General features: G+C 67.9%; 22 protein-coding genes. 10 read left to right on the forward strand and 12 right to left on the reverse strand.

Translation table 11 applies throughout. From position 1 onward, the window contains the following. Positions 1-11: 11 nt before the first annotated feature. The 5 genes from ACWA7K_RS18550 to ACWA7K_RS18570 are packed head-to-tail and all read right to left on the reverse strand — an operon-like array spanning position 12 to position 4,743. A complete protein-coding gene (locus ACWA7K_RS18550; RefSeq protein ID WP_456163085.1) occupies positions 12-1,196 on the reverse strand; it encodes an acetyl-CoA C-acyltransferase in 1,185 nt (394 codons plus the stop codon). A gap of 60 nt (positions 1,197-1,256) precedes the next feature. Then, the gene (aceK, locus tag ACWA7K_RS18555) at positions 1,257-3,083 is read right to left on the reverse strand and encodes a bifunctional isocitrate dehydrogenase kinase/phosphatase (protein ID WP_456163087.1); all 1,827 of its coding nucleotides are present in this window, start codon (positions 3,081-3,083) and stop codon (positions 1,257-1,259) included. After that, a complete protein-coding gene (can, locus tag ACWA7K_RS18560) occupies positions 3,083-3,796 on the reverse strand; it encodes a carbonate dehydratase (RefSeq protein ID WP_456163089.1) in 714 nt (237 codons plus the stop codon). The genes aceK and can overlap by 1 nt, the downstream gene beginning before the upstream one ends. A gap of 24 nt (positions 3,797-3,820) precedes the next feature. Further along, positions 3,821-4,285, reverse strand: a complete 465-nt coding sequence (locus ACWA7K_RS18565) for a PaaI family thioesterase (RefSeq protein ID WP_456163091.1) — start codon at positions 4,283-4,285, stop codon at positions 3,821-3,823. Positions 4,286-4,305: 20 nt separating this feature from the next. Beyond that, a complete protein-coding gene (locus tag ACWA7K_RS18570) occupies positions 4,306-4,743 on the reverse strand; it encodes a MerR family transcriptional regulator (protein ID WP_456163093.1) in 438 nt (145 codons plus the stop codon). Positions 4,744-4,869: 126 nt separating this feature from the next. Between ACWA7K_RS18570 and ACWA7K_RS18575 the strand changes: the two genes are divergently transcribed. Beyond that, a complete protein-coding gene (locus tag ACWA7K_RS18575) occupies positions 4,870-5,946 on the forward strand; it encodes an MBL fold metallo-hydrolase (protein ID WP_456163095.1) in 1,077 nt (358 codons plus the stop codon). A gap of 19 nt (positions 5,947-5,965) precedes the next feature. Here the strand turns inward: ACWA7K_RS18575 and ACWA7K_RS18580 are convergent, their stop codons facing one another. From ACWA7K_RS18580 to ACWA7K_RS18605, 6 genes are all read right to left on the reverse strand, one after another. Next, positions 5,966-6,736 carry a ParA family protein gene (locus tag ACWA7K_RS18580; RefSeq protein WP_456163097.1) on the reverse strand — a complete coding sequence of 257 codons (771 nt, stop codon included), beginning with the start codon at positions 6,734-6,736 and terminating at the stop codon, positions 5,966-5,968. A 68-nt stretch (positions 6,737-6,804) separates the two neighbouring features. After that, positions 6,805-7,416, reverse strand: coding sequence for a LysE family transporter (locus tag ACWA7K_RS18585; RefSeq protein ID WP_456163099.1), 612 nt, complete (start codon positions 7,414-7,416; stop codon positions 6,805-6,807). 134 nt (positions 7,417-7,550) lie between these two features. Continuing rightward, positions 7,551-8,219: a 16S rRNA (guanine(527)-N(7))-methyltransferase RsmG gene (rsmG, locus tag ACWA7K_RS18590; RefSeq protein WP_456163101.1), complete on the reverse strand. Its 669-nt coding sequence runs from the start codon at positions 8,217-8,219 to the stop codon at positions 7,551-7,553. After that, positions 8,209-10,245: a tRNA uridine-5-carboxymethylaminomethyl(34) synthesis enzyme MnmG gene (gene mnmG, locus ACWA7K_RS18595; protein WP_456163103.1), complete on the reverse strand. Its 2,037-nt coding sequence runs from the start codon at positions 10,243-10,245 to the stop codon at positions 8,209-8,211. Before mnmG ends, rsmG begins: the two co-directional genes overlap by 11 nt. 119 nt (positions 10,246-10,364) lie before the next feature. After that, the gene (locus ACWA7K_RS18600) at positions 10,365-10,886 is read right to left on the reverse strand and encodes a M48 metallopeptidase family protein (RefSeq protein WP_456168867.1); all 522 of its coding nucleotides are present in this window, start codon (positions 10,884-10,886) and stop codon (positions 10,365-10,367) included. A gap of 18 nt (positions 10,887-10,904) precedes the next feature. Continuing rightward, positions 10,905-11,558: a YecA/YgfB family protein gene (locus ACWA7K_RS18605; protein WP_456163105.1), complete on the reverse strand. Its 654-nt coding sequence runs from the start codon at positions 11,556-11,558 to the stop codon at positions 10,905-10,907. A 73-nt stretch (positions 11,559-11,631) separates the two neighbouring features. Between ACWA7K_RS18605 and ACWA7K_RS18610 the strand changes: the two genes are divergently transcribed. The 8 genes from ACWA7K_RS18610 (at position 11,632) to ACWA7K_RS18645 (ending at position 21,441) form a co-directional block, all read left to right on the forward strand. After that, on the forward strand, positions 11,632-11,904 hold the full coding sequence (locus ACWA7K_RS18610) for a YkgJ family cysteine cluster protein (protein WP_456163107.1): 273 nt from the start codon (positions 11,632-11,634) through the stop codon (positions 11,902-11,904). A 196-nt stretch (positions 11,905-12,100) separates the two neighbouring features. After that, positions 12,101-12,457 carry a ribbon-helix-helix domain-containing protein gene (locus ACWA7K_RS18615; RefSeq protein ID WP_456163109.1) on the forward strand — a complete coding sequence of 119 codons (357 nt, stop codon included), beginning with the start codon at positions 12,101-12,103 and terminating at the stop codon, positions 12,455-12,457. A 160-nt stretch (positions 12,458-12,617) separates the two neighbouring features. Next, entirely contained in the window at positions 12,618-13,901 is a 1,284-nt protein-coding gene (locus tag ACWA7K_RS18620) for a PQQ-dependent sugar dehydrogenase (RefSeq protein WP_456163110.1), read from the forward strand. 20 nt (positions 13,902-13,921) lie between these two features. Continuing rightward, on the forward strand, positions 13,922-14,287 hold the full coding sequence (locus ACWA7K_RS18625) for a c-type cytochrome (protein ID WP_456163112.1): 366 nt from the start codon (positions 13,922-13,924) through the stop codon (positions 14,285-14,287). A gap of 508 nt (positions 14,288-14,795) precedes the next feature. Then, positions 14,796-20,681: an excinuclease ABC subunit UvrA gene (gene uvrA / locus ACWA7K_RS18630; RefSeq protein ID WP_456163114.1), complete on the forward strand. Its 5,886-nt coding sequence runs from the start codon at positions 14,796-14,798 to the stop codon at positions 20,679-20,681. A 32-nt stretch (positions 20,682-20,713) separates the two neighbouring features. Beyond that, complete coding sequence (locus ACWA7K_RS18635) at positions 20,714-20,944, forward strand: DUF433 domain-containing protein (RefSeq protein WP_456163116.1); 231 nt, start codon at positions 20,714-20,716, stop codon at positions 20,942-20,944. After that, positions 20,941-21,273: a DUF5615 family PIN-like protein gene (locus ACWA7K_RS18640; RefSeq protein ID WP_456210213.1), complete on the forward strand. Its 333-nt coding sequence runs from the start codon at positions 20,941-20,943 to the stop codon at positions 21,271-21,273. Before ACWA7K_RS18635 ends, ACWA7K_RS18640 begins: the two co-directional genes overlap by 4 nt. A 24-nt stretch (positions 21,274-21,297) precedes the next feature. Further along, positions 21,298-21,441: a hypothetical protein gene (locus tag ACWA7K_RS18645; protein WP_456163120.1), complete on the forward strand. Its 144-nt coding sequence runs from the start codon at positions 21,298-21,300 to the stop codon at positions 21,439-21,441. An 88-nt stretch (positions 21,442-21,529) separates the two neighbouring features. Here ACWA7K_RS18645 and ACWA7K_RS18650 read toward each other — a convergent pair whose 3' ends face one another. Continuing rightward, positions 21,530-23,170: a PKD domain-containing protein gene (locus ACWA7K_RS18650; protein WP_456210215.1), complete on the reverse strand. Its 1,641-nt coding sequence runs from the start codon at positions 23,168-23,170 to the stop codon at positions 21,530-21,532. Positions 23,171-23,645: 475 nt separating this feature from the next. Between ACWA7K_RS18650 and ACWA7K_RS18655 the strand changes: the two genes are divergently transcribed. Next, positions 23,646-23,981: a hypothetical protein gene (locus tag ACWA7K_RS18655; RefSeq protein WP_456163124.1), complete on the forward strand. Its 336-nt coding sequence runs from the start codon at positions 23,646-23,648 to the stop codon at positions 23,979-23,981. Positions 23,982-24,065 lie beyond the last annotated feature (84 nt).

Genomic DNA, 24,065 nt, shown 5'->3' on the forward strand with positions numbered 1-24,065 from the left:
GGTCAACCCGCTCACAGCATCTCGATCGCCAGCGCCGTCGCCTCGCCACCGCCGATGCACAGGCTGGCCATGCCGCGCGTCAGGCCGCGCTTCTTCAGCGCGCCCAGCAGCGTGACGACGATGCGTGCGCCGGAGGCGCCGATCGGGTGGCCGAGGGCGCAGGCGCCGCCGTGGACGTTGACGATGTCGTGCGGCAGCTCGAAGTCGGCCATGGCGGCCATCGTGACGGCGGCGAAGGCCTCGTTGACTTCCCAGAGCTGGACGTCGGCGGCGGTCCAGCCGGCCTGGGTGAGCGCCTTGCGGATCGCGCCGGCCGGCGCGGTGCTGAACCAGGCCGGTTCCTGCGCGTGGACCGAGTGGCTCACGATGCGAGCCAGGGGCTGCAGGCCGCGGGACTGGGCGGTCGACGCGCGCATCAGCACCAGCGCGGCGCCGCCGTCGCTGATGCTGCTGGCGTTGGCGGCGGTGATGGTGCCGTCCTTCTTGAAGGCCGGGCGCAGGCTGCCGATCTTGTCGAGCCGGGCCTTGGCGGGCTGCTCGTCGTGGCGGATGACGGTGTCGCCGCTGCGGCCGGTGATCGTGACGGGGGCGATCTCCCAGTCGAAGGTGCCGTCCTCGTTGGCGGTCTTGGCGCGCTGGGTCGAAGCGACGGCGAAGGCGTCCTGCGCCTCGCGGGTGAAGCCGTAGCGTTCGACGCAGGCTTCGGCGAACACGCCCATCGCCTTGCCGCGCTCGTAGGCGTCCTCCAGACCGTCCATCGCCATGTGGTCGAACATCTGAGCGGCGCCGTACTTCACGCCCTTGCGCGCGAACATCAGGTGCGGCGCGTTGGTCATGCTCTCCATGCCGCCGGCGACGACCACGTCGGCGCTGCCGGCGGCGAGCATGTCGTGGCCGAACATCATGGCGCGCATGCCCGAGCCGCACATCTTGCTGAGCGTGACGGCACCGGCCGTCAGAGGCAGACCGGCCTTCAGCGCGGCCTGTCGCGCCGGGGCCTGGCCCTGGCCGGCCATCAGGCAGTTGCCCATCAGGACCTCGTCGACGGCCGCACCGTCGATGCCGGCGCGCTGCACGGCCGCGGCGATTGCCACGCCGCCCAGCTCGGATGCGGTCAGGCCGGCGAAGTCGCCCAGCAGGCCGCCGATGGGCGTGCGGGCGGCGGAGACGATGACGATGGGATCGGCGGTGGACATGTCGGGAACCTCGTGTGGATCGGCCTTTCCGGCCGGATGCCGGTCAGCCGGCGGGCGGCATCAGTCGGACGATCGGCCGGCCTGCGCCAGGCTGTTGGCGTTGCGCGGGGCGGTGCCGTTGCGGTGGTGGATGAAGCGCTTGTCCTGCTCGTACGGGAACACGTCGTGCACGTGGCCGGCCAGGATGCGTTCCTTGTGGCCCTGCCAGAAGGCGGCGTCGAGCAGGTCGCCGTGGTGCCTCATGAAGACGTCGCGGACCGCGTGGTTGCCGAGCAGGAAGGGGCCGAAGGTCTCGGGGAAGACGTCCTTCGGGCCGACGCGATACCAGATCTCGCCGGACATCTCGTCTTCCTCGTTGCGCGGCGCGGGCACGCGGCGGAAGTTGCAGTCGGTGATGTACTCGATCTCGTCGTAGTCGTAGAACACGACCTTGTTCTGCCGCATCACGCCGAAGTTCTTCCACAGCATGTCGCCCGGGAAGATGTTGGCCGCCACCAGGTCCTTGATCGCGTTGCCGTACTCGATCACCGCGTGTTCGAGCTGGGCCGGGTCGGCTTCCTGCAGGTAGATGTTCAGCGGCACCATGCGGCGCTCGATGTAGACGTGCTTGAGGATGACCTCCTCCTCGCCGTCGCCGTCGCGGTCGGAGATCTCCAGCTGGCTCGGCGCGAACTTCAGGATCTCGTCGATCAGCTCCTGCTCGAAGCGCGCGCGCGGGAAGGCGACGTTGCTGAACTCGAGCGTGTCGGCCATGCGCCCGACCCGGTCGTGCTGCTTCACGAGCAGGTACTTGCTCTTGATCAGCTCGCGCGTGGTGTCCTTCTGCGGCGGGTAGTAGTCCTTGATGACCTTGAACACGAACGGGTAGCTCGGCAGGTCGAACACCAGCATGACCATGCCCTTGATGCCGGGCGCGATGCGGAAGCGGTCGCTGCTGTGGCGCAGGTGGAACTGGAAGTCGCGGAAGAACAGCGTCTTGCCCTGCTTCTGCAGGCCCAGCGCGTTGTAGAGCTCGCTGCGCGGCTTGCGCGGCATCATCGAACGCAGGAACTGCACGTAGGCCGAGGGCACCTCCATCTCGACCATGAAGTAGGCCCGCGCGAAGCTGAAGAGCATCTGCAGGTCGTCCTCGCCGAGCAGCATCGCGTCGACATAGAACTCGCCATCGGCGTTGTGCAGCACTGGCAGCGCGAAGGGCGTCTCGCGGTAGCCGTTGAGGATCTTGCCGACGATGTACGCGCCCTTGTTGCGGAAGAACAGCGAGGACAGCACCTGGAACTGGAAGTTGGTGCGCAGGCGCTCGTCGCCGAGTTCCTGGCGCATCACCGCGTCGATGTGGTCGATGTCGCGGTCGAAGTCTTCCCAGCGGCCCTGCAGGTCGAAGTAGCTCACCAGCTGAGCCAGCGTGTCGCGCAGCGTCTCGCGGGTCGGGTACCAGGCCCGGAAGGTCGGCTTGGCGGCGGGCTCGTTGTTCTCGATGTATTCGGTGCTGACGGCCGGCCGCACGAAGATGAAGTCGTTGTGGAAGTAGTCGCGGTGCAGGATCTTGGTCGTGACCGAGTTGAAGAAGGTCTCGGCCAGCTCGGGCTGGTGGTGGTTGGTCAGCAGGCCGATGTAATGCAGCTTGATCTGCTGCCAGACGTCCATCGCCAGCGTGCCGGCCTTGAACTCGGTCTGCAGCCGGTCGGCCGCTTCCTGCACGCGGATGTCGTAGAACTCGATGCGTTCGCGCTGGGCGCGTTGCTGGCCGTGCCAGTCGGCGACCTCGAAGCGGGCCTTGGCCTCGGCGCTGGTCTCGCGGAACAGCCGGTAGTGGCGGTTGAAGCCTTCGAGCAGCGCGGTGGCGATGTCGAAGGCGCGGCTGTCGTTGAGCTGTTGCGGAAACATCAGTCGGCTTTCTGCGCCGCCAGGTCGGCGGCCGGGGCGGCGGTGGCGGGAGGTTCGCTGACGTAGCGGGCGGTCAGCGCGGCGAGGGCCGCAGCGTAGGCGGGCTGGATATCGCCACCCTGACGCACCGTCATGCGCAGGTCCTGCAGCAGGCCGTTGTGCAGGCCGTAGACCCAGCCGTGCACGACGACCTCCTGGCCGCGCGCCCAGGCGTCCTGCACGGCGCTGGTGTGGCAGACGTTGAGCGACTGCTCCAGCACGTTGAGCTCGACCAGCGCGTTCAGGCGCAGTTCCGGGGTGATGCGGTCGAGCAGCTCGCGGTGCAGGAAACGCACGTCCTTGACGTGGCGGATCCAGTTGTCGACGAGGCCCAGGCGCAGGTCGTTGAGCGCGGCCTTGACGCCGCCGCAGTTCGAGTGGCCGACGACGATGATGTGCTGGACCTTCAGCCCGTCGACCGCGAACTGGATCACCGACAGCGCGTTCATGTCCGAGTGGACGACCACGTTGGCGACGTTGCGGTGCACGAACAGCTCGCCGGGCAGCAGCCCGACCAGCTCGTTGGCCGGCACGCGGCTGTCGGCGCAGCCGATCCACAGGTATTGCGGCGTCTGCTGTTCCATCAGCTTCGAGAAGAAGCCGGGCCCGCGTTGTTCGATCGTGCGCGCCCAGTCGCGGTTGCTGTCGAAGAGTTCTTGCAGTTCGGTGCTCATGGGGCGGAATTGTTGCGCAGCGGCTCAGCCGCGGACGTCCTCGCGACCGCTGACGGTCATCACCGTGGCCGTCATCGTGGCGACGATCTGGGTCTGCGACGGATCGCGCGGATGCGGCTGCACGGCCTGGCCGTCGACCACGCTGATGGTCCGGCCGGCCTTGGTGACACGGCCGGTCATGCGGATCACCGGGCCGCGCGCGGGCGCCAGCAGGTTGACCTTGAACTCGATCGTCAGCACGCCCGCATCGGCCGGCATCAGGCTGGACGCCGCATAGCCGCAGGCCGAGTCGAGCGCGGTCGAGACCACGCCGGCATGCACGAAGCCGTGCTGCTGGCAGATGTGGGGGGCGTGTGGCAGCTCGATCTCGACCTCGCCCGGCCGGACGGCCACCAGTCGCGCGCCCAGGGTCGCCATGGCGGTCTGGCGGGCGAAGGATTCGGTGACACGCTCGGCGTAGGCCGGGTCGGCGGGGGTGTGCGTGGTCATGGGCGGCTCCGGTGGCGGGCTCAGTCGATCGAATCGGTCAGCTCGCCGGACTTGCCTTCGAGCATGCGCAGGCAGCGGTCTTCGTGCTGGGCGATCTCGGCCAGCGTGACCTGCAGGTCCTCCAGCTGCTGTTCGAGCTGGCTGCGGTGCTGGCGCAGGATGCCCAGGAAGGCCTGCAACTGCTGGTGCGTGTCGTCCGGCGACTCGTACATGTCGACCAGCTGCTTGATTTCCTGCAGGCTCAGGCCCAGGCGCTTGCCGCGCAGCGTCAGCTTCAGGCGGGTCCGGTCGCGGTGGGTGTAGACGCGGTTGCGGCCGTCGCGGGCCGGTTCGAGCAGGCCGACGTCCTCGTAGAACCGGATCGCGCGCGGCGTGATGTCGAACTCGGCCGACAGCTCGGTGATCGTGAAGGTGCGGCTCGACACCGCAGCGGCCGTGGCGGCAGGGGACTCGGTCATGGCGGTTCCTGACGATCGGAAGGGAACAGGCTGGTTAAACTGCCGTTGACGTAAACGTCAATTGAAGGCGCAAGTCTAACCCTGCGACCCGGCGCGTCGACCCGGTCGCCTGTCCCTGGAACCCCGATGGCCAACCCGCTCGAACACCAGCTCGACTACCCCCTGGGCGATGCCGTGCCCGAACCCGGCGAGGCGATCACGCTGGCGCCGGGCGTGCGCTGGATCCGCATGGGCCTGCCCTTCGCGCTGGACCACATCAACCTGTGGCTGCTGCGCGACCGGCTCGACGGCCGCGAGGGCTGGACGGTGGTCGACTGCGGCATCACCAACGACCCGACCCAGCGCGCCTGGGAACAGGTCTTCGCCGAGCAGATGGACGGCCTGCCGGTGCTGCGCGTGATCGTCACCCACATGCACCCGGACCACATCGGGCTGGCGCACTGGCTGTGCGAGCGCTGGTCGACGCCCGAGCAGGACTGCCGGCTCTGGATCAGCGGAACGGACTGGAACGCCGGCCGCATGGCCAGCCAGCAGACCACCGGCTACGGCGGCGAGGCGGCGGCGCGTTTCTTTGCGTCGCATGGCCTGAACGACCCGGAGCGCCAGGCCAAGGTCCGCGCCCGTGGCAACTACTACGGCTCGATGGTGCCGAAGGTGCCGCCGCAGTTCCGCCGCCTGATGGACGGCCAGGTGATCGACATCGGCGGCCAGCCGTGGCGCTGCATCGCCGGCCACGGCCATTCGCCGGAGCACATCAGCCTGCACGCGCCCGGGCTGGGCGTGATGATCTCCGGCGACATGGTGCTGCCGCGCATCTCGACCAACGTCAGCGTGATCGACCTGGAGCCCGAGGCCGACCCGCTGCGGCTCTACCTCGATTCGCTCGACCGGCTGCGTGCGTTGCCGCCAGACACGCTGGTGCTGCCGTCGCACGGCAAGCCGTTCCGCGGCCTGCACCCGCGCATCGACCAGCTGCACGCCCACCACGAGGAACGGCTGGCCGAGGTGATGGCCGCTTGCGCCGCAGCACCGCAGAGCGCGGCAGACGTGCTGCCGGTGCTGTTCAAGCGGGCGCTGGACCTGCACCAGACCACCTTCGCGATGGGCGAGTCGGTCGCCCACCTGCACCTGCTGTGGCTGTCCGGCCGGCTGGTGCGCACGCGTGGTGCGGACGGCGTCTGGCGCTTCGGCCTGCCGGGCTGAGCCCCGGGGCAGGGCCTGGTCAGAGCGTCTTGACGCGCTCGACCATCTCCTGCGCGAACTCGACGAAGGCCTGCGCGCCGCGCGAGGCCGGGTCGAACACGACGCCGGGCAGACCGTAGCTCGGCGCTTCGGCCAGGCGCACGTTGCGCGGGATCACGCTGTTGAAGACCTTGTCGCCGAAGTGCGCCTTCAGCTGCTCGCTGACCTGCTGCTGCAGCGTGATGCGCGGGTCGAACATCACCCGCAGCAGGCCGATCAGCTGCAGGTCGCGGTTGAGGTTGGCGTGGACCTGCTTGATCGTGTTGACCAGGTCGGACAGGCCTTCGAGCGCGAAGTACTCGCACTGCATCGGCACGATGACGCCGTGGGCGCAGTTCAGGCCGTTGAGCGTCAGCAGGCTGAGCGACGGCGGGCAGTCGATCAGCACGAAGTCGTAGTCCTCCAGCGCCGGCACCAGCGCAGCCTTCAGGCGGCGGTCACGCTGTTCGAGGTTGACCAGCTCGATCTCTGCGCCGGCCAGCTCGCGGTTGGCGCCCAGCACGTCGTAGCCGGCCTGCTCGCTGCGGGCGCGGGCGTCGCGCACGCTGGCGCTGCCCAGCAGTACGTCGTAGACGGTGGCCTTCAGGCCGCGCTTGTCGACGCCGGACCCCATCGTCGCGTTGCCCTGCGGGTCGAGGTCGACCACGAGCACGCGCTGCCCGATCTGCGCCAGCCCGGCGGCGAGGTTGACGGTGGTGGTCGTCTTGCCGACGCCGCCTTTCTGGTTGGCGATGCAGAAGATACGGGCCATGGGTGCGCGGTCTGGAGAACGGTGGATCGGAAAAAGCGTGGGATCGGGGCGGGCGGATCGGTCCGGCGTCAGCGCACCATGCGCAGCCCGAAGCCGATCAGGCAGATGCCGGCGCCGCGCTGCAGCAGCATCGCCAGCCGGCGATGGGCGCGCACATGGCCGGCGATGCGTTCAGCGAAGGCGCACAGCGTCAGGCACCAGATCGCGGTGATCACGGCGATGGTGACGGCCATGGCCGCGAAGGTCGGCAGGCCGAGGTGCGTGGCCGGGTCGATGAAGAGCGGGAAGAAGGCCATGTAGAACACGATGGCCTTGGGGTTCAGCAGCGTGATCAGCAGGGCCTGGCGGAAGTAGTGGCTGGGGGTGATCCGGACGGGGCTGGCGTCCTCGCCGTCCTTGGCGGTCAGCAGCTTGAAGCCGATCCAGGCCAGATAGGCCGCGCCGGACCAGCGCACGGCGTCGAACAGCCAGGGCGTCGCGGCCATCAGGGCGGCGACACCGGCGACGGCCAGCCACAGCAGGATCTGGTCGCCGAAGATCAGGCCGAACGTCGCGGCGGCGCCGGCCTTGAAGCCGCCCTGGCCGGTGGCGCCCAGCAGCGCGAACGTGCCCGGGCCGGGCAGGGCGAGGAACACGACGATGGCGGCGCAGAAGGCGCCGAAGTCCGCGATGCCGAGCATGGAAAGTCCTTCTGGGGGCGGGTCGGAAAGCCTGTCTTCAAGGCCGATCGAGCGTACCGCAGATGCCTGTCACGGCAGCCGTTCGGCGCTCGGCGCAGCCCTGTGACGGGCCATCGCGGGCGCCGACTGTTGCGTCAATCAGTCGCCGGACGCAGCCAGATCAGGCAACGCTCGGCATCGAGCTTCGGGACGCGCAGCTGTTCCACGTGAAACATCGAGACGTCGACCGGCAGCGCGTCGATCTCGGCCTGCGGGTGCTGGCCCTTCATGGCCATCCAGCAGGCACCGGGCGCGAGCAGTCCGCGCGTCAGCCGGACCAGATCGGCCAGCGACGCGAAGGCGCGGGCGGTGATGACGTCAAAGGGCGGATCCTTCAACTCCTCGACCCGGGCATGACGCGCCTGCAGGTTGGGCAGCCGCAGCTCGGCGGCGACCTGGCGGATGAACGTGGCCTTCTTGCCGACCGTGTCGACGCAGGTGACGGCGATGTCCGGCCGCAGCACGGCGACGACCACGCCCGGCAGGCCGCCGCCGGAGCCGACGTCCAGCAGCCGGATCGGGCCGGCGCCGGGTGTCCGTTCCAGACCGGCCAGATGCCGGTCCAGCGGCGCCAGCACCGACAGGCTGTCGAGCAGGTGCTGCACCAGCATCTGCTGCGGGTCGCGGATGGCGGTCAGGTTGTAGACCGCGTTCCAGCGCTGCAGCAGCGCCAGGTAGGCGAGCAGCGTGTCGGCCTGCGGTTCGGTGATCGGCGTGCCGAGCGCCTCGGCGCCGGCCTGGAGCTGGGTGCGGTCAGCCGACATCGCTGGCCGTTTCTGCGGAGGTGGCTTCGGACGGCGATGGAGCCTTGTCGCTCACCTTGTCACTGACCTTCTCGAACCCCTTGTACCGGCCCTTCTTCAGATGGACCAGCAACAGCGAGATCGCCGCTGGCGTGATGCCCGAGACGCGCGAGGCCTGGCCCAGCGTCTCCGGCCGGTGCTTGGCCAGCTTCTGCCGGACCTCGAAGGAAAGGGCGGTCACCTGGGCGTAGTCCAGTTCGGCCGGCAGGCGCAGGTGTTCGTAGTGGGCTGCGCGCTGGACCTCGTCGTTCTGCTTGTCGATGTAGCCGGCGTACTTCGTGGCGATTTCCAGCTGCTCGATGACTGCATCGGCCAGCGTCGCGCCGAGCTTGGCGGACAACGTTTCACGTGAAACACGCTCGTCCGGCGCGGTGTGCGGGCGGGCGAGGGCGGCCACTTCGGCGACGGTGTCGTAGCCGATGCCGGGGCGGCGCAGCAGGTCGGCCAGGTTGTATTCGTGCTCCAGCGCCTTGCCCAGCAGCCGTTCGGCCTGGGCTGATTCCAGGATGCCGGGGTGGACCCAGGTCGACTTGAGCCGCTCGGTCTCGCGCGCCAGCGCGTCGCGCTTGCGGTTGAAGGCGTCCCAGCGGACGTCGTCGACCAGGCCGACCTGACGGCCGATCTCGGTCAGGCGCAGGTCGGCGTTGTCCTCGCGCAGCTGCAGCCGGAACTCGGCCCGGCTGGTGAACATGCGGTAGGGCTCGGTCACGCCCTTGGTGATCAGGTCGTCGACCAGCACGCCGAGGTAGGCCTGATCGCGGCGCAGCGTCAGCGGGCCGTCGCCGCGAGCTTGCAGCGCCGCGTTCGCGCCCGCGTGCAGGCCCTGGGCAGCGGCTTCCTCGTAGCCGGTCGTGCCGTTGATCTGGCCGGCGAAGAACAGACCGCCGATCGCCTTGGACTCGAAGGTCGCGCTCAGCTCGCGCGGGTCGAAGTAGTCGTATTCGATCGCATAGCCCGGCCGCAGGATGTGGGCGTTCTCCAGGCCTGGGAGGGTGCGCACGGCGGCCAGCTGGATGTCGAAGGGCAGCGAGGTCGAGATGCCGTTCGGGTAGTACTCGTTCGTCGTCAGGCCTTCGGGCTCCAGGAAGATCTGGTGGCTGTCCTTGTCGGCGAAGCGGTTGATCTTGTCCTCGATGCTCGGGCAGTAGCGCGGGCCGACGCCCTCGATCACGCCGGTGAACATGGGGCTGCGGTCGAAGCCGGTGCGCAGGATCGCGTGGGTCTGTTCGCTGGTGTGCGTGATCCAGCACGGCACCTGGCGCGGATGCTGGTCGGCGCTGCCGAGGAAGCTGAAGACGGGCACCGGGTCCAGGTCGCCGGGCTGTTCGGTCAGGCGGCTGAAGTCGATCGAGCGGCCGTCGATGCGCGGCGGCGTGCCGGTCTTGAGCCGGCCTTGTGGCAGCTTCAGTTCCTTGAGCCGGCCCGACAGGCTGACGGCGGGCGGGTCGCCGGCGCGTCCGGCCGGGTAATTGTTCAGGCCGACGTGGATCTTGCCGTCCAGGAAGGTGCCGGCCGTCAGCACGACGGTGCGGCTGCGGAAGCGGATGCCAACCTGGGTGACGGCGCCGACGACCCGCTCGCCCGAGGCGGTCGACTCGACCATCAGGTCATCGACGGCCTGCTGGAACAGCCAGAGGTTGGGCTGGTTCTCCAGTCGGCGGCGGATCGCGGCCTTGTAGAGGATGCGGTCGGCCTGCGCCCGGGTGGCCCGCACGGCGGGGCCCTTGCTGGAATTGAGGATGCGGAACTGGATGCCCGACTCGTCCGTGGCCTGCGCCATCGCGCCGCCCAGCGCGTCGACTTCCTTGACGAGGTGGCCCTTGCCGATCCCGCCGATCGACGGGTTGCAGCTCATCTGGCCGAGCGTCTCGATGTTGTGGGTCAGCAGCAGGGTGCTGGCTCCCATGCGCGCAGCGGCCAGCGCGGCCTCGGTGCCGGCGTGGCCACCGCCGACCACGATCACGTCGAATTCCTGGGGATAGAGCATCTCGGCACCTGCTTGGACAACCCACGATTTTAGGGAGGGGCTGTGGACAAGTCACCGCGTCGCCCGTGCGGCCCTACGCTGTTCCACGTGAAACAGCGCGGCCGTCGAACCCGGCGCGATCAGCCGGCGGCCTTGTCCAGCGCGAGGGCGATCAGGTGCAGGCGCAGGTCGAACTCCAGCTGGTGGTAGTCCGGCTCCATGTGGCAGCACAGCGCGTAGAAGGCGCGGTCGTGTTCACGTTCGCGCAGGTGGGCGAGTTCGTGCACGACGATCATCTTCAGGAACTCGGGCGGCGCATCGCGGAAGAGGGCGGTGATGCGGATCTCGCGCTTGGCCTTGAGCTGCGAGCCCTGTACCCGGGCGATCGTCGTGTGGGTGCCGAGCGCGTTCTGGATCACGTCCAGCCGGGCCGCGTAGACGACCTTGGACAGCGGCGGCGCGCTTTTCAGGTACCGCGACTTGAGCGCCTGGGTGTAGTCGTACAGCGCCGCATCGGTGCGCACGGCGTGGCGTTCCGGGTAGCGGCGCGCCAGCCGCTCGGCCAGGCCGCCCGACAGCGCGAGCGTGCGGACCTGTTCACGCACCGCGTCACCGTAGCCGGCGATCAGGCGCAGCGCGTGGTCGACCTGGGCCGGCTCCATCGCGGTCGGCGACAAGGCTCAGGCGTCCGCCGAGTCGTCGCCCGGATCCGCGTCGACGACCGGATCCAGCCGGGTCGGATGCCAGTGGCGCACCAGCGCCTCAATCGCGTCGGGCACCTGGCGGCTCCACTCGTCGCGCTGGGCGGGGGTGGCGACCAGCGCGGCGTCGTCGGCCGGCAGGTCGTCGCCGCCGAGCAGCGTGATCGGGCGCAGCGCCAGCGCCACCTCGGGCACGTCCCAGTCGTGTTGCCACTGGTCGGCGCAGACCTCCAGCGCGAGCAGGAAGCCGGCACACCAGACCTGCGCGTCGACCCATTCGTCCGGGCCGGACTCGGCCACGCCGAACCAGGGCTCGAAGCGGGACATGTCGCCGCGCAGCTGGCGGTCGATGCCGGCCATCATGCGCAAGGCGAGCTGCACGACCTTCTTGGTCTGCTTGCCGCTGGGGAAGGGCGGCTCGCTGGTCTCGTCGCCGCCCCAGATGCGCGACAGCCAGACGTCGGCGTCCGGCAGGTGCGGGCTGACCAGCAGGCCGGTCAGGTAGCCGTCGAGCGATTCGACGTCCAGCACGGCATCGCCGTCGACCTTGGCGAGCAGGCTGTCGAGCTGGTCGATCTCGGCATCGCCGAGCGGCTCGTTGGGCAGGGCGGGGTTGTATTGCGGGTGCTTCATGGCGGCGGGACGTCGGGCGCGGAGGGCCGACAGTGTGGCACGCCGGGCCCGGGCCGCTGCCTATCATCCGGCGATGCCCGCCGACCCGCCGTTCACCTGCCGACCGCATTGCGGCGCCTGCTGCACGGCGCCGTCGATCAGCAGCCCGATCCCGGGCATGCCGCAGGGCAAGCCGGCGGGTGTGCCGTGCGTGCAGCTGGATGCGGATCTGCGCTGCAGGATCTTCGGTTCGCCCGATCGCCCTGCTGTCTGTGCCGGATTGCAGCCGGGGCCGGAGATGTGCGGCGCCGACCGTGTCCAGGCGATGTCCTGGCTGACCCGGCTGGAACACGCCACCCGACCCTGAAAAACGGCGGTTCGACGCGTCAGCATGTCGCCAGAGTGACCACCGATCTCGGGATCTTCCCGCGTAAATAGCCAACTATCACCAGAGGGTCTGGCGCAACGGTGAAACTTCGTCGCGTCGTACCCTCCGCCGTTGTTCCTGCTGTTGTTTCCGCTGTCCGTGCGTCGCCCGGTGAGCGTCCCTCTTGGAGTCCCGCATGTGCGAATTCTTCGTCAAGGCTGATCCGATCCTGTACGAGCAGCGGACCCGGACGATCCGCATCCACGGGGTCCTGACCAGCATCCGGCTCGAGAACATGGTGTGGGACACGCTGGCCGAGATGGCCGCCGCCGAGGACCGCACGACCAACAGCCTGATCGTGCAGCTGCACGACGAGATCGTGGCGCACCGCGGCGAGGTGCCGAACTTCGCATCCTTCCTGCGCGTGACCTGCATGCGTTTCATGCGCCGACAGATCGATGAACGCACGGGCGAGAACGACACCAGCCTGCCGCGCGTGGTGAGTCCGCCGCTGCGCATGGTGCAAGGCCTGCCGATCGCCGCGAGCGGCTGACCGGCCCGGGCGCCCGTCGACCGGCGCGCCCCTTCTCAGAACAGACGAGATCCAGGCACCCCCGACGCTGGCGGCGGGGGCGGCCGGACGGTTGCCGCGTGAACGTCGCGCCCGGCAGCCTTTCCCCGCCACGACGGACAAGACCCAGGAGACCTCCGACATGAAGCACCGTTCGCTCTTCGCCATTGGCAGCGTCGCGCTGGCCGCCCTGCTGGCCACGGCCGGCGTCTCGGCCCAGACCATCGAGAAGATGAAGCAGTTCAAGGTCGCGACAACCGACCTGAACCTGCCGGTCGTGCCGCAGGAAGGCCGCAATGCCGCCGCGATCCGCAAGAACCTGGAAAAGGTGAAGCTGCCCCCGGGCTTCAAGATCGAGCTGTTCGCGGTCGTGCCCGACGCCCGCCACATGGCCGTCGGCCCGAGCACCAACATGCTGTTCGTCGGCACCCGCAAGACGACGGTCTGGGCGGTCACCGACCGCAACAGCGACGGCGTGGCCGACGAGGTCAAGTCGTTCGCCCCGGGCCTGAACTTCAAAGTGCCCAACGGCGTGTGCTGGACCAAGGACGGCTTCCTGATCGTCGTCGAGCACAACCGCGTGCTGAACTTCCCCGCCGCCGAGTTCTTCTATGAAGGCCCGGACGTCGCGGTGATCGAGACGGTGCCGCAGGGTCAGCTGATCCCGCCGGAGCATGAGAGCTTCAACCATGGCGCACGCACCTGCCGCGTCAGCGACGACGGCAAGCTGCACATCACGCTGGGTCAGCCCTTCAACGTGCAGCCCAAGGAGAAGATCGCCGAGTTCGAGAAGCTGGGCATCGGCGGCATGATCACGCTGAACCCGTTCGACGGCTCGGGTCGCCAGGTGGTCGCCAAGGGCGTGCGCAACTCGGTCGGCATGGACATCAACCCGAAGGACAAGACCGTCTGGTTCACCGACAACCAGACCGACGGCATGGGTGACGACATCCCGCCGGGCGAGCTGAACCGCATCACCAAGACCGGTGGCGAGCACTTCGGCTACCCCTACATCCACGGCAACAACGTGCAGATCGCCGGCTCCGGCGCGGCGCCCGACCTGAAGGGCATGCAGCCGCCGGCGCAGTGGACCAAGCCGCAGGTCGAACTGCCGGCCCACCAGGCGCAGCTGGGCATGAGCTTCTACACCGGCAAGCAGTTCCCGGCGAAGTACCAGGGCGGCGTGTTCATCGCGGCGCACGGCTCGTGGAACCGCACCAAGGCGACCGGCGGTCTGGTGCAGTTCGTGCCGATCAAGGCCGACGGCACGGCCGGCGCGCTGGAGACCTTCGCCGAGGGCTTCCTCGACAGCGAGACCGGCAGCTACCGCGGCCGCCCGGTCGACGTGGCGGTCTGGAAGGACGGCTCGCTGCTGGTGTCGGACGACTACGCCGGCGCGATCTACCGCATCACCTACAGCAACTGAGGGCGAGGAAGGACCGCCGCATGAAGATGTCGCATGAAGTCCGGGGTCCGTCTGCGGCGGCCCTGATCGTGAACGGGCTGCTCGGTGCGGCCTTGCTGGTGGCGGGCGCTTCGGCGTTCGCCGCCGACCCGGCGGTCGGCCGGCAGAAGTCCGCGATGTGCGCGGCCTGCCACGGACCGATCGGCATGGGCCAGACGCCGGATGCGCCGCATCTGGCCGGCCAGCCGGAGATCTACCTGGTGTCGCAGCTGAAGCAGTTCCGCAGCGGCGCCCGGCGCCACGAGGTGATGAACGTGATGGCCAAGCCGCTCAGCGACGAGGACATCGCCCATCTCGCGGCCTGGTACGCCAGCCTGAAGATCGAGGTCGTCCGACCGCCCGAGTGACGCTGCGGCCGGTCCGCCCGGCCCACCCGTTCCCCCCAGAGGCCATCCGGTTCACGCCGGGTGGCCTTTTTCATGGACCTTCATGGGCCGTACCCGACGGCCCTGGGCCCACACAGGATCTGGCCACAGCTTCTCCACAGCCAGCCTGTGGACAGACGCGTCCGGCATGCGCTTGTCCACCGGTCATCCCGCCCCGCACACAGGCCATCCACCGCTTGTCCACGGACTTTGCAGCGGGCGGGGTCGACCGGCGGCATCCATCCACCGGATCTGCACCGGCGGACCACAGCCTGCGCACAGCTTGAACCGGGCTTCTCCACAGCCTTGCCCACAGCAGGCGTCTCGGCCGGACGACCGGATGCACAAGCCATCCCCAGGTCTTTCCACAGCTCGTCCCCAGAGTTGTGAGCCGCCCGGCACAGGGGCGCAACCCCCTTCTGCGACGCTTCTGCGCCGCTTGGGCCGGCTTCCTAGAATGGTCGATTCACTCTTGTGCAAGCAGCTCCACATGCCCGGTTCGAACGGCTCTTCCGCATCTGCTCCCGGCTCGCGCGCCGGCCTGATCCGCATCCGGGGGGCGCGACAGCACAACCTCAAGAACCTGGACCTGGACATCCGCACCGGCGAGCTGACGGTGGTGACCGGCCCGAGCGGCTCGGGCAAGTCCAGCCTGGTGTTCGACACCCTCTACGCCGAGGGCCAGCGCCGCTACGTCGAGACCTTCTCGGCCTACGCGCGCCAGTTCCTGGACCGCATGGACCGGCCCGCCGTGGACGCGGTCGAGGGGGTGCCGCCGGCCATCGCGATCGACCAGACCAACCCGGTTCGGACCAGCCGCAGCACGGTCGGCACGATGACCGAGCTGAACGACCACCTGAAGCTGCTGTTCGGCCGCGCCGCCCACCTGCACGACGCCGACACCGCCCGGCCGGTGCGCGAGGACGACCCGCAGAGCATCTGGCGTGATCTGCAGGCACGGGCCGCCGCCGCGGGCGATCCGCGTCTGGTGCTGACCTTCCCGGTCGAGCTGCCCGCCGGCACGACCACCGAGGAGATCACGCAATGGTTGTCGGCCAGCGGCTACACCCGCATCCAGGCCGAACGCGAGGTCGCCACGCCGACGGGGCCGCGCAAGCGGCTCGACGTGGTGGCCGACCGGCTGCGCATGGGCAAGGCCGAGAAGGTGCGCGTGGTCGAGGCGATCGAGTCGGCGCTGAAACGGGGCGGTGGCCGCTTCAATGTGTATGTGCTGCCGAATGAGGCAGATGGCGCCGGGGCTGCCGAAGTTGTCCCCACACCGGTTGTCCACAGCCCCCCGGCCGAACCCGAGATCTGGCGCTACAGCTCGGGCCTGCACTGCCCGGAGAGCGACCGCCGCTACAGCGCGCCGCAGCCGTCGATGTTCTCGTTCAACTCGGCCTACGGCGCCTGCGAGACCTGCCGCGGCTTCGGCCGGGTGATCGGGGTCGACTTCGGCCTGGTCATCCCGGACGTGCGCAAGACCCTGCGCGGCGGCGCCGTCAAGCCGCTGCAGACGCCGGCCTGGAAGGAATGCCAGGACGACCTGATCAAGTACGCCGGTGATGCCGGCGTGCCGCGCGACACGCCGTGGAACCAGCTGACGGCGGCACAGCGCGACTGGGTCATCGAGGGCTCGCCGAACTGGAACGGCAAGTGGAACCAGCAGTGGTACGGCATCCGGCGCTTCTTCGAGTACCTCGAGAGCAAGGCCTACAAGATGCACATCCGCGTGCTGCTGTCGAAGTACCGCAGCTACACGCCGTGTGGCGACTGCGGCGGCGCGCGGCTGAAGACCGAATCGCTGCTGTGGCGGGTCGGCACGAAGGAACAGGCCGACGCGGTGCTGCCGCCCGGCAAACGCTTCATGCCCAAGGGCGTGGCCTGGCGCCGCGAGCAACTCGAAGCGCTGCCCGGCCTGGGCCTGCACGACCTGATGATCCTGCCGATCGAACGCCTGCGCCGCTTCGCCGACGCGCTGGCCGCCGAGCCGCAGCACCTGCCCGGCGAGGGCGCCACCGATGCCGCGATGCAGCTGGTGCTCGACGAGGTCCGCACTCGGCTGCGCTACCTCTGCGACGTCGGCCTGGGCTACCTGAGCCTGGACCGCCAGAGCCGCACGCTGTCGGGCGGCGAGGTGCAGCGCATCAACCTGACGACGGCGCTGGGCACCTCGCTGGTCAACACGCTGTTCGTGCTGGACGAGCCCAGCATCGGCCTGCACCCGCGCGACATGCACCGCATCAACCAGGCGATGCTGCGGCTGCGCGATGCCGGCAACACGCTGGTGGTGGTCGAACACGATCCGGCCGTGATGCTGGCGGCCGACCGCGTCATCGACCTGGGCCCCGGCCCCGGCACGCAGGGCGGGCGCATCGTCTTCGACGGCACGCCCGAACAGCTGAAGTCGGCCGAGACGCTGACCGGCGCCTACCTGGGCGCACGCCGCAGCATCGGCCTGGGTCTGACACGGCCGGTGCTCGACAGCACGCCCCGGCTGATCCTCGAAGGCGCGCGCGAGCACAACCTGCGCGACCTGACGGTCGAGTTCCCGCTGCAGCGGCTGGTCTGCATCACCGGCGTCAGCGGCTCGGGCAAGTCCACGCTGATCCAGGACGTGCTGCACCCGGCGCTGGCGCGCCATTTCGGCCAGGCCACCGAATCGCCCGGCGAACACGACCGGCTGCTCGGCGCGGACTGGCTGTCGGACGCCGTCTTCGTCGACCAGAGCCCGATCGGCAAGACCGCGCGCTCGAACCCGGCCAGCTTCGTCGGCGCCTTCGACGCGGTGCGCGAGCTGTTCGCCGCGCTGCCCGCCGCGCAGCAGCGCAACTACACCGCCGGCCTGTTCAGCTTCAACGCCGGTGACGGCCGCTGCGCAACCTGCGGCGGCTCGGGCTTCGAACACGTCGAGATGCAGTTCCTGAGCGACGTCTACCTGCGCTGCCCGGACTGCGACGGCACCCGCTACCGGCCCGAGATCCGCGAGGTCAAGCTGACCCGCGGCAGCCGCGACCTGAGCATCTCCGACGTGCTGGAGCTGACCGTCGCCGATGCCGTGCGCCTGTTCGCCGATGACCGCGAGGTGGTGCGCGCGCTGCAGCCGCTGGCCGATGTCGGGCTGGACTACGTCAAGCTCGGCCAGCCGGTGCCGACGCTGTCGGGCGGCGAGGCGCAGCGCCTGAAGCTCGCCGGCTTCCTGGCCGAGGCCGCGCGCAACAGCACCGCCAGCCGCCAGAAGCTGGCCCGCAAGGGCACGCTGTTCCTGTTCGACGAGCCGACCACCGGCCTGCACTTCGACGACATCGCCAAGCTGATGCGGGCCTTCCGCAAGCTGCTGGAGGCCGGTCACAGCCTGCTGGTGATCGAGCACAACCTCGACGTCATCCGCGCCAGCGACTGGCTGATCGACCTGGGCCCCGAAGGCGGCGACGCCGGCGGCCTGCTGGTCGCCGAGGGCACCCCTGCCGACCTGCGCGCACACGCCACCAGCCACACCGGCCGGGCGCTGCGCGAGTACGAGGAGATGCTCGGCCACGGCGGTGTGCGCGTGGCCGAGAAGAGCACCACCTATACCTCCGTCGAGGGCGACGAAGGCCGCCCGCTGCAGTCGCTGCTGAAGGCCCGGCGCCACGAGGCGATCCAGATCGTCAACGCCCGCGAGCACAACCTGAAGGGCGTCAGCGTCGACATCCCGCGTGGCAAGTTCAGCGTCGTCACCGGCGTGTCCGGTTCGGGCAAGAGCACGCTGGCCTTCGACATCCTGTTCAACGAGGGCCAGCGGCGCTACCTCGAAAGCCTCAACGCCTACGCCCGCAGCATCGTGCAGCCGGCCGGCCGGCCCGATGTCGACGCGGTCTACGGCATCCCGCCGACCGTCGCGATCGAGCAGCGCCTGTCACGCGGCGGGCGCAAGAGCACGGTCGCCACGACGACCGAGGTCTGGCACTTCCTGCGCCTGCTCTACGTCAAGCTGGGCGTGCAGTACTGCCCCGCCTGCAGCGACTTCCACGTCCTGCCCGACAAGGCCGGCGCGGTGCCCGACGAGTGGGTCGCCGTGCAGCCGCAGACGCCCGAATCGATCGCCGCGCAGATGCTGCGCGAGTACCGCGGCCAGCACATCGGCCTGCTCGCGCCGCTGGTCGTCAACCGCAAGGGCGTCTACACGGACCTGGCCAAGTGGGCCAAGGGCAAGGGCTACACGCACCTGCGCGTCGACGGCGAGTTCCTGCCGACCGACGGCTGGGGCGGCAAGGGTGCCAAGCTCGACCGCTACAAGGAACACACCATCGAGCTGCCGGTCGCCGACCTGGTCGTCGAACCCGAGAACGAGGCGCTGCTGCGCGCCAAGCTGGCCGAGGCGCTCGAACACGGCAAGGGCGTGCTGCACCTGCTGACGCCGCTGAAGGGCCTGAAGACGGCGATGGCGGCCGGCACCTCCGGGCGCATCGGCCGGGCCAAGGTGTTCTCGATCAAGCGGGCCTGCCCGCAATGCGGCACCAGCTACCCCGAGCTGGACCCGCGCATGTTCTCGTACAACAGCAAGCATGGCTGGTGCCCCGACTGCGTCGGCACCGGGCTGACGCTGACGCGCGAGCAGCGCAAGGCGCTCGACGACAGCCTGCAGGACGACGACAACAAGGGCCGCGAGCGCACCTTCGCCGAACCCGAGATCGAGCTGGAAGAGGGCGCCGAGGCGACGCCCTGCGGCACCTGCGCCGGCGCGCGGCTCAACCCGGTGTCGCGCTCGGTGCGTTTCCGGGGCGAGTCGATCGCGGCGCTGGCCGCCCTGTCGGTCGACGACGCGGCGCGCTGGGTCACGCGCCAGAAGCTCGACGGCCGCGAGGCCGCGATCGCGCGCGACGTCGTCAGCGAGATCAAGTCGCGCCTGAGCTTCCTCGGCGAGGTCGGCCTGGGCTACCTGACGCTCGACCGCGCCGCGCCGACGCTGTCCGGCGGCGAGGCCCAGCGCATCCGCCTGGCCGCGCAGCTCGGCAGCAACCTGCAGGGCGTGTGCTACGTGCTCGACGAGCCGACCATCGGCCTGCACCCGCGCGACAACCAGGTGCTGCTGGACGCCCTGCACAAGCTCGGCGCCTCGGGCAACACGCTGGTCGTGGTCGAACACGACGAGGACACCATCCGCCGCGCCGACCACATCATCGACATCGGCCCGGGCGCCGGCAAACGCGGCGGCCGGATCATGGCCGAGGGCACCGCCGATCAGCTCAAGGCCAACGCCGACTCGATCACCGGGCGCTACCTCAACGCGCCGCTGAAGCACCCGCTCAAGCCACGTCGCCTGATCGACGCCGACACGCCGGTGCTCAAGCTGCGTGGCGCGAAGCTGCACAACCTGCGCAGCGTGGATGCGGAAGTCCCGCTGGCCCGGCTGGTGGCCGTCACCGGCGTGTCCGGATCGGGCAAGAGCACGCTGGCGCGCGACGTGCTGCTGGCCAACGTGCAGGCCGCCGTGACCGCCCGCGGCACCGGTCGCAAGGCGGCCGAGAACCCGTTGCCCAAGGTCGCCTGGACCGGCTGCGAGTCGGTCGAGGGCTGGAGCAACGTTGAGCGTGTGCTCGAGGTCGACCAGACCCCCATCGGCAAGACCCCGCGCAGCTGCCCGGCCACCTACATCGGCTTCTGGGACACGATCCGCAAGCTCTACACCGAGACGCTCGAAGCCAAGGCGCGCGGCTACGCCGCCAACCGCTTCAGCTTCAACACCGGCAACGGCCGCTGCCCGGGCTGCGAAGGCCAGGGCATGCGCACCATCGAGATGGCCTTCCTGCCCGACGTCAAGGTGCCCTGCGACCTGTGCCACGGCGCGCGCTTCAACCCCGAGACGCTGGCCGTCACCTGGCGCGGCAAGAGCATCGGCGACGTGCTGCAGATGGAGGTCGACGAGGCCGTCGAGTTCTTCGCCAGCATGCCCAGCATCGCCCACCCGCTGCGCCTGCTGCAGGACGTCGGCCTGGGCTACCTGACGCTCGGCCAGCCCTCGCCGACGCTGTCCGGCGGCGAGGCCCAGCGCATCAAGCTGGTCACCGAACTGAGCAAGGTCCGCGACGACGTCGCCCGGCGCGGCCAGACGGCGCCGCACACGCTCTACGTGCTCGACGAGCCGACCGTGGGCCTGCACATGGCCGACGTCGAGAAGCTGATCCGCGTGCTGCACCGCCTGGTCGACGCCGGCCACAGCGTGGTGGTGATCGAACACGACCTGGACGTCATCGCCGAAGCCGACTGGGTCATCGACCTCGGCCCCGAAGGCGGCACCGGCGGCGGCCAGGTCGTGATGGCCGGCTCGCCCGAGCAGGTCGTGCGCAGCAGGACGCACACGGGGGTGGCGTTGAAGGCGGTGCTGGCGAGGTAGAGTGAAGACGCGTCTTGATGCGGAGAAAACCCATGTCGACCTACCGAGATCGAATCACGCTGGAACCCGGCAAGCGCGGCGGCAAACCGTGCATCCGAGGCCTGCGCATCACGGTCCATGACGTCCTGGACTGGCTGGCCAGCGGCATGTCGATCGAAGAGATCATCGAGGACTTCCCGCAACTCACGCCGCAAGACATTCAGGCCGCACTGGCCTATGCGGCAGACCGCGAGCGTCACACGGCCTGGGTCCGCGCGGCGTGAAGCTGTTGCTGGACGAAAACCTGTCGCACCGTCTGGTGCCTGCCTTGCAGGCCGACTATCCCGGATCGACGCAAGTGACGCTCGCTGGTCTGGGCGCTGCTGACGATCGAGCTGTCTGGCGCCACGCCTTGGCGTCCGGGTTCGTGATCGTCACCAAGGACGACGATTTCCTGGACCTGGCGGCCTACCTCGGCGCGCCGCCCGTCGTGATTCGGCTGGTGCTGGGCAACTGCCGAAACGAACAAGTGCTCGCCAGCCTTCATGCTCATCGGCAAGCGATTCAGGACCTTGTCGATCGCGGTGATGTAGGGGTGATCGAACTGGGATGAGTACGCCCTGAACCACCGTCGAACTTGACGCTGCCGACGTCGAGTCGCTTGGTCGACGCCGGCTACAGCGTGGTGGCGATCGAACACGATTTGAACGTCATCACCGAAGTGGACTGGGTCATCGACCTCGGCTCTGAAGTCGGTGTTGTCGAGGTGGGGTGGCAGTAGACACCCTTGCGGCCGGCAGATTGCCTCGTATCTCAGTCGCGCGGTGGCTCGTCTTGGGAACGGCTGTGGCCCTGCCTGATCACACTGACTATCGATGTACCAGGGGACTAAAGCCGAAGATGTCACGCTCCAAGAGTTTGGAACTGATCTGAGCCCAAGTTGAAGTCGAGTAGATGTATAGCGTTCCGAAAGAGATAGTGCGCAGGTTCCCGCTGCTATCGATGTCGATATCGCCAGTGGTTTGAATTCCAACCGCGCGCAAGACGCCGACACCCGTATTCGGGTTCAGTTGCCATACGGTTCCTAGCGCCGTTGCGTACAGTGATCCGTCGGGGGCGAATGCAAGAGCGTTGGGGTTGGTAAAATTACTAACTCCTATAAGTCCGGAGCTGCCACTTGCGGAAACCTTTGATAGCTGTATGCCGGCCGGGGAGTATTGATAGATTTGCCGGGCACCAAAGGTTGTGGCCTGTGAAACGGTGACGATCGTACCGTCGCTGGCTACTGCAATTGCGGTCATCGGAGCTTCGACCGAGAAGAGGTCGCGGCAAGTCCCAGAAATCACGTCGATCTCTTGCACGATATTCGAGCTCGTCGCCGTAGCTAACACGCGACCGTTGGGCTGTATGTCTGCTGCACTGAAGCCTCGGCATGCTGTTGCTTGCGCAGTCAAGATCCCGTTGGATTCATTGACGCTATAGAACCTTCCGAAAGGGAACTCTTGCGCGAAAGTACCTGAGCCAACGGGGAGAGGCGGATTCACAAAGGAGGCGGTTACAGATACCGTTGAAGCCGAACTATCTACAGTGCCGTCATTGACAATTAGACTCGCTACATATACACCAGCTAAGTCGGCCACAAAACTGGTGCTTACGGCATTGGAACTTGTGAGCGTAGCCGAACTTCCGGTCGGCTTGGCAGTAAGCGTCCAGCGGTAAGTCAACAAATCTCCATTAGCATCTGTGCTACTGGCACCTGAGACTGTGACATTCGTACCCGTCGTAACGCTTTGCGCAGGGCCTGCATTCGCAACAGGAGTCGAATTGGCTGCGGATGCTGTGATCGACACAGTACTCGCGCTGCTGTTGAACGTTCCGTCATTCACGATGAGGTTGGCGGAATATGTGCCGGCAACATCGGCGGTAAATGTCACAGAAATTCCGGAGGCAGTCGAAAGTGTGGCATTGCTACCTGGGGGACGAGAGACGATGGCCCATGAATATGTCAGAGTGTCGCCATTTGCGTCAGTACTAGCAGATCCATTCAATATCACCGACGACCCTGTAGTGACATTTTGCGAAAGTCCGGCGTTGGCTACGGGGGCTACGTTTGCCGTGGCGACGGAGCTGGTGACGGTCGCAACAGCACTATTTAGTCGACCGTCATTCACGACCAAGTTTGCGGTATAGGTTCCGGCAAGGTCTGCCACAAATGTTGGGCGCGGCGATGTTGCATTCGACAGGGTTGCAACACTTCCGGCAGGCTTGGTCGTAAGAGTCCATGAATATGTCAAAGAGTCCCCGTCGGGATCTGTGCTGCCGGTGCCGTCAAGCTGAACGGTTGCTGCGACTTGTACACTCTGCCCCTGACCAGCGACTGCTACAGGCGGCCTATTGGTTGGCGCCGGTCCGGCGCTTCCACCTCCGCCTCCGCCACCGCAAGCCGCCAAACTGGAGATAACCATCGCGATCACAGTTTGCAATGCCAAAGTGATATGGCGGCTATTCATGGGTCATTCCTGGTTAGATGTTATGCAGTTTTTTGGTGGCCTTCATCGGGTTGGCCAAGTGCTGTTCTTGATGAAACGCCTGTCAATCCTATCGATGACTTCTCTGTTGAGTGCCTGCCAAAGTGTTGTAAACAGCCCAAATCCCACGGATACATCGAAAATCAGACAATAAGTCAATCGGGCTCAGATAAATACCATTATTGTTACTGATCTTGAAACATCATCTTCATGATGGATGCGCCGCCATCATGGATTGTGGTTAGAGGTTTGTTGGTATTCATTCGGGTTTGCATGTTGCGCGATTGCCTGTTGTCGCGCCGACTGGGCTGATGCGGTTGTTCGTCTCGCGGTCGTCATGACCGAGACCTTCGCCTGGTGTGGTCCGATACGCCCGACACAGCCTGCAACGCGCCGCCGCCGTGCGGTCCGCAGACTTCGTTCCAGCCCGGCAGTCCGGCGGGCAGGAGCGAATCAGATGGATCACAATCGGATCGACAAGTTGACGACGGCCTGGGGCGCACTCGGCACCCTGGGCATGCTGGCGGCCAGTGCCGCCTTGGCGGCGCCCGCCCAGCGTGGGGCCGAGCCGGCCCAGCCGCCGCAGGCGTCGCGGCCACCGGCCTTGCCGGCGACGGGCGACGCGCAGCTGGCGCAGTTCGTGGCCGAGGCCCGGGCGCTCTGGCCCGGCCTGTCGCCGGAGGTGCGCGCGATGGTGCTGGAACTCGTGCGCAGCCGCGCCGCGCTGGCCGATCGGGTCAGCCTGGCGGAGCCCCACCAGACGCAAGCCACGCAAGCAATCGTGACGGAGTGAACACGTCGTCAGGCACGCTGCGTTCTGGAACGCAGCCGTGTCATGACCGGATTCCGGCAAAAGACTAACCTCACTTGTGATCGT

This window comes from Leptothrix mechoopdaensis (SeqCode), from assembly GCF_053893855.1.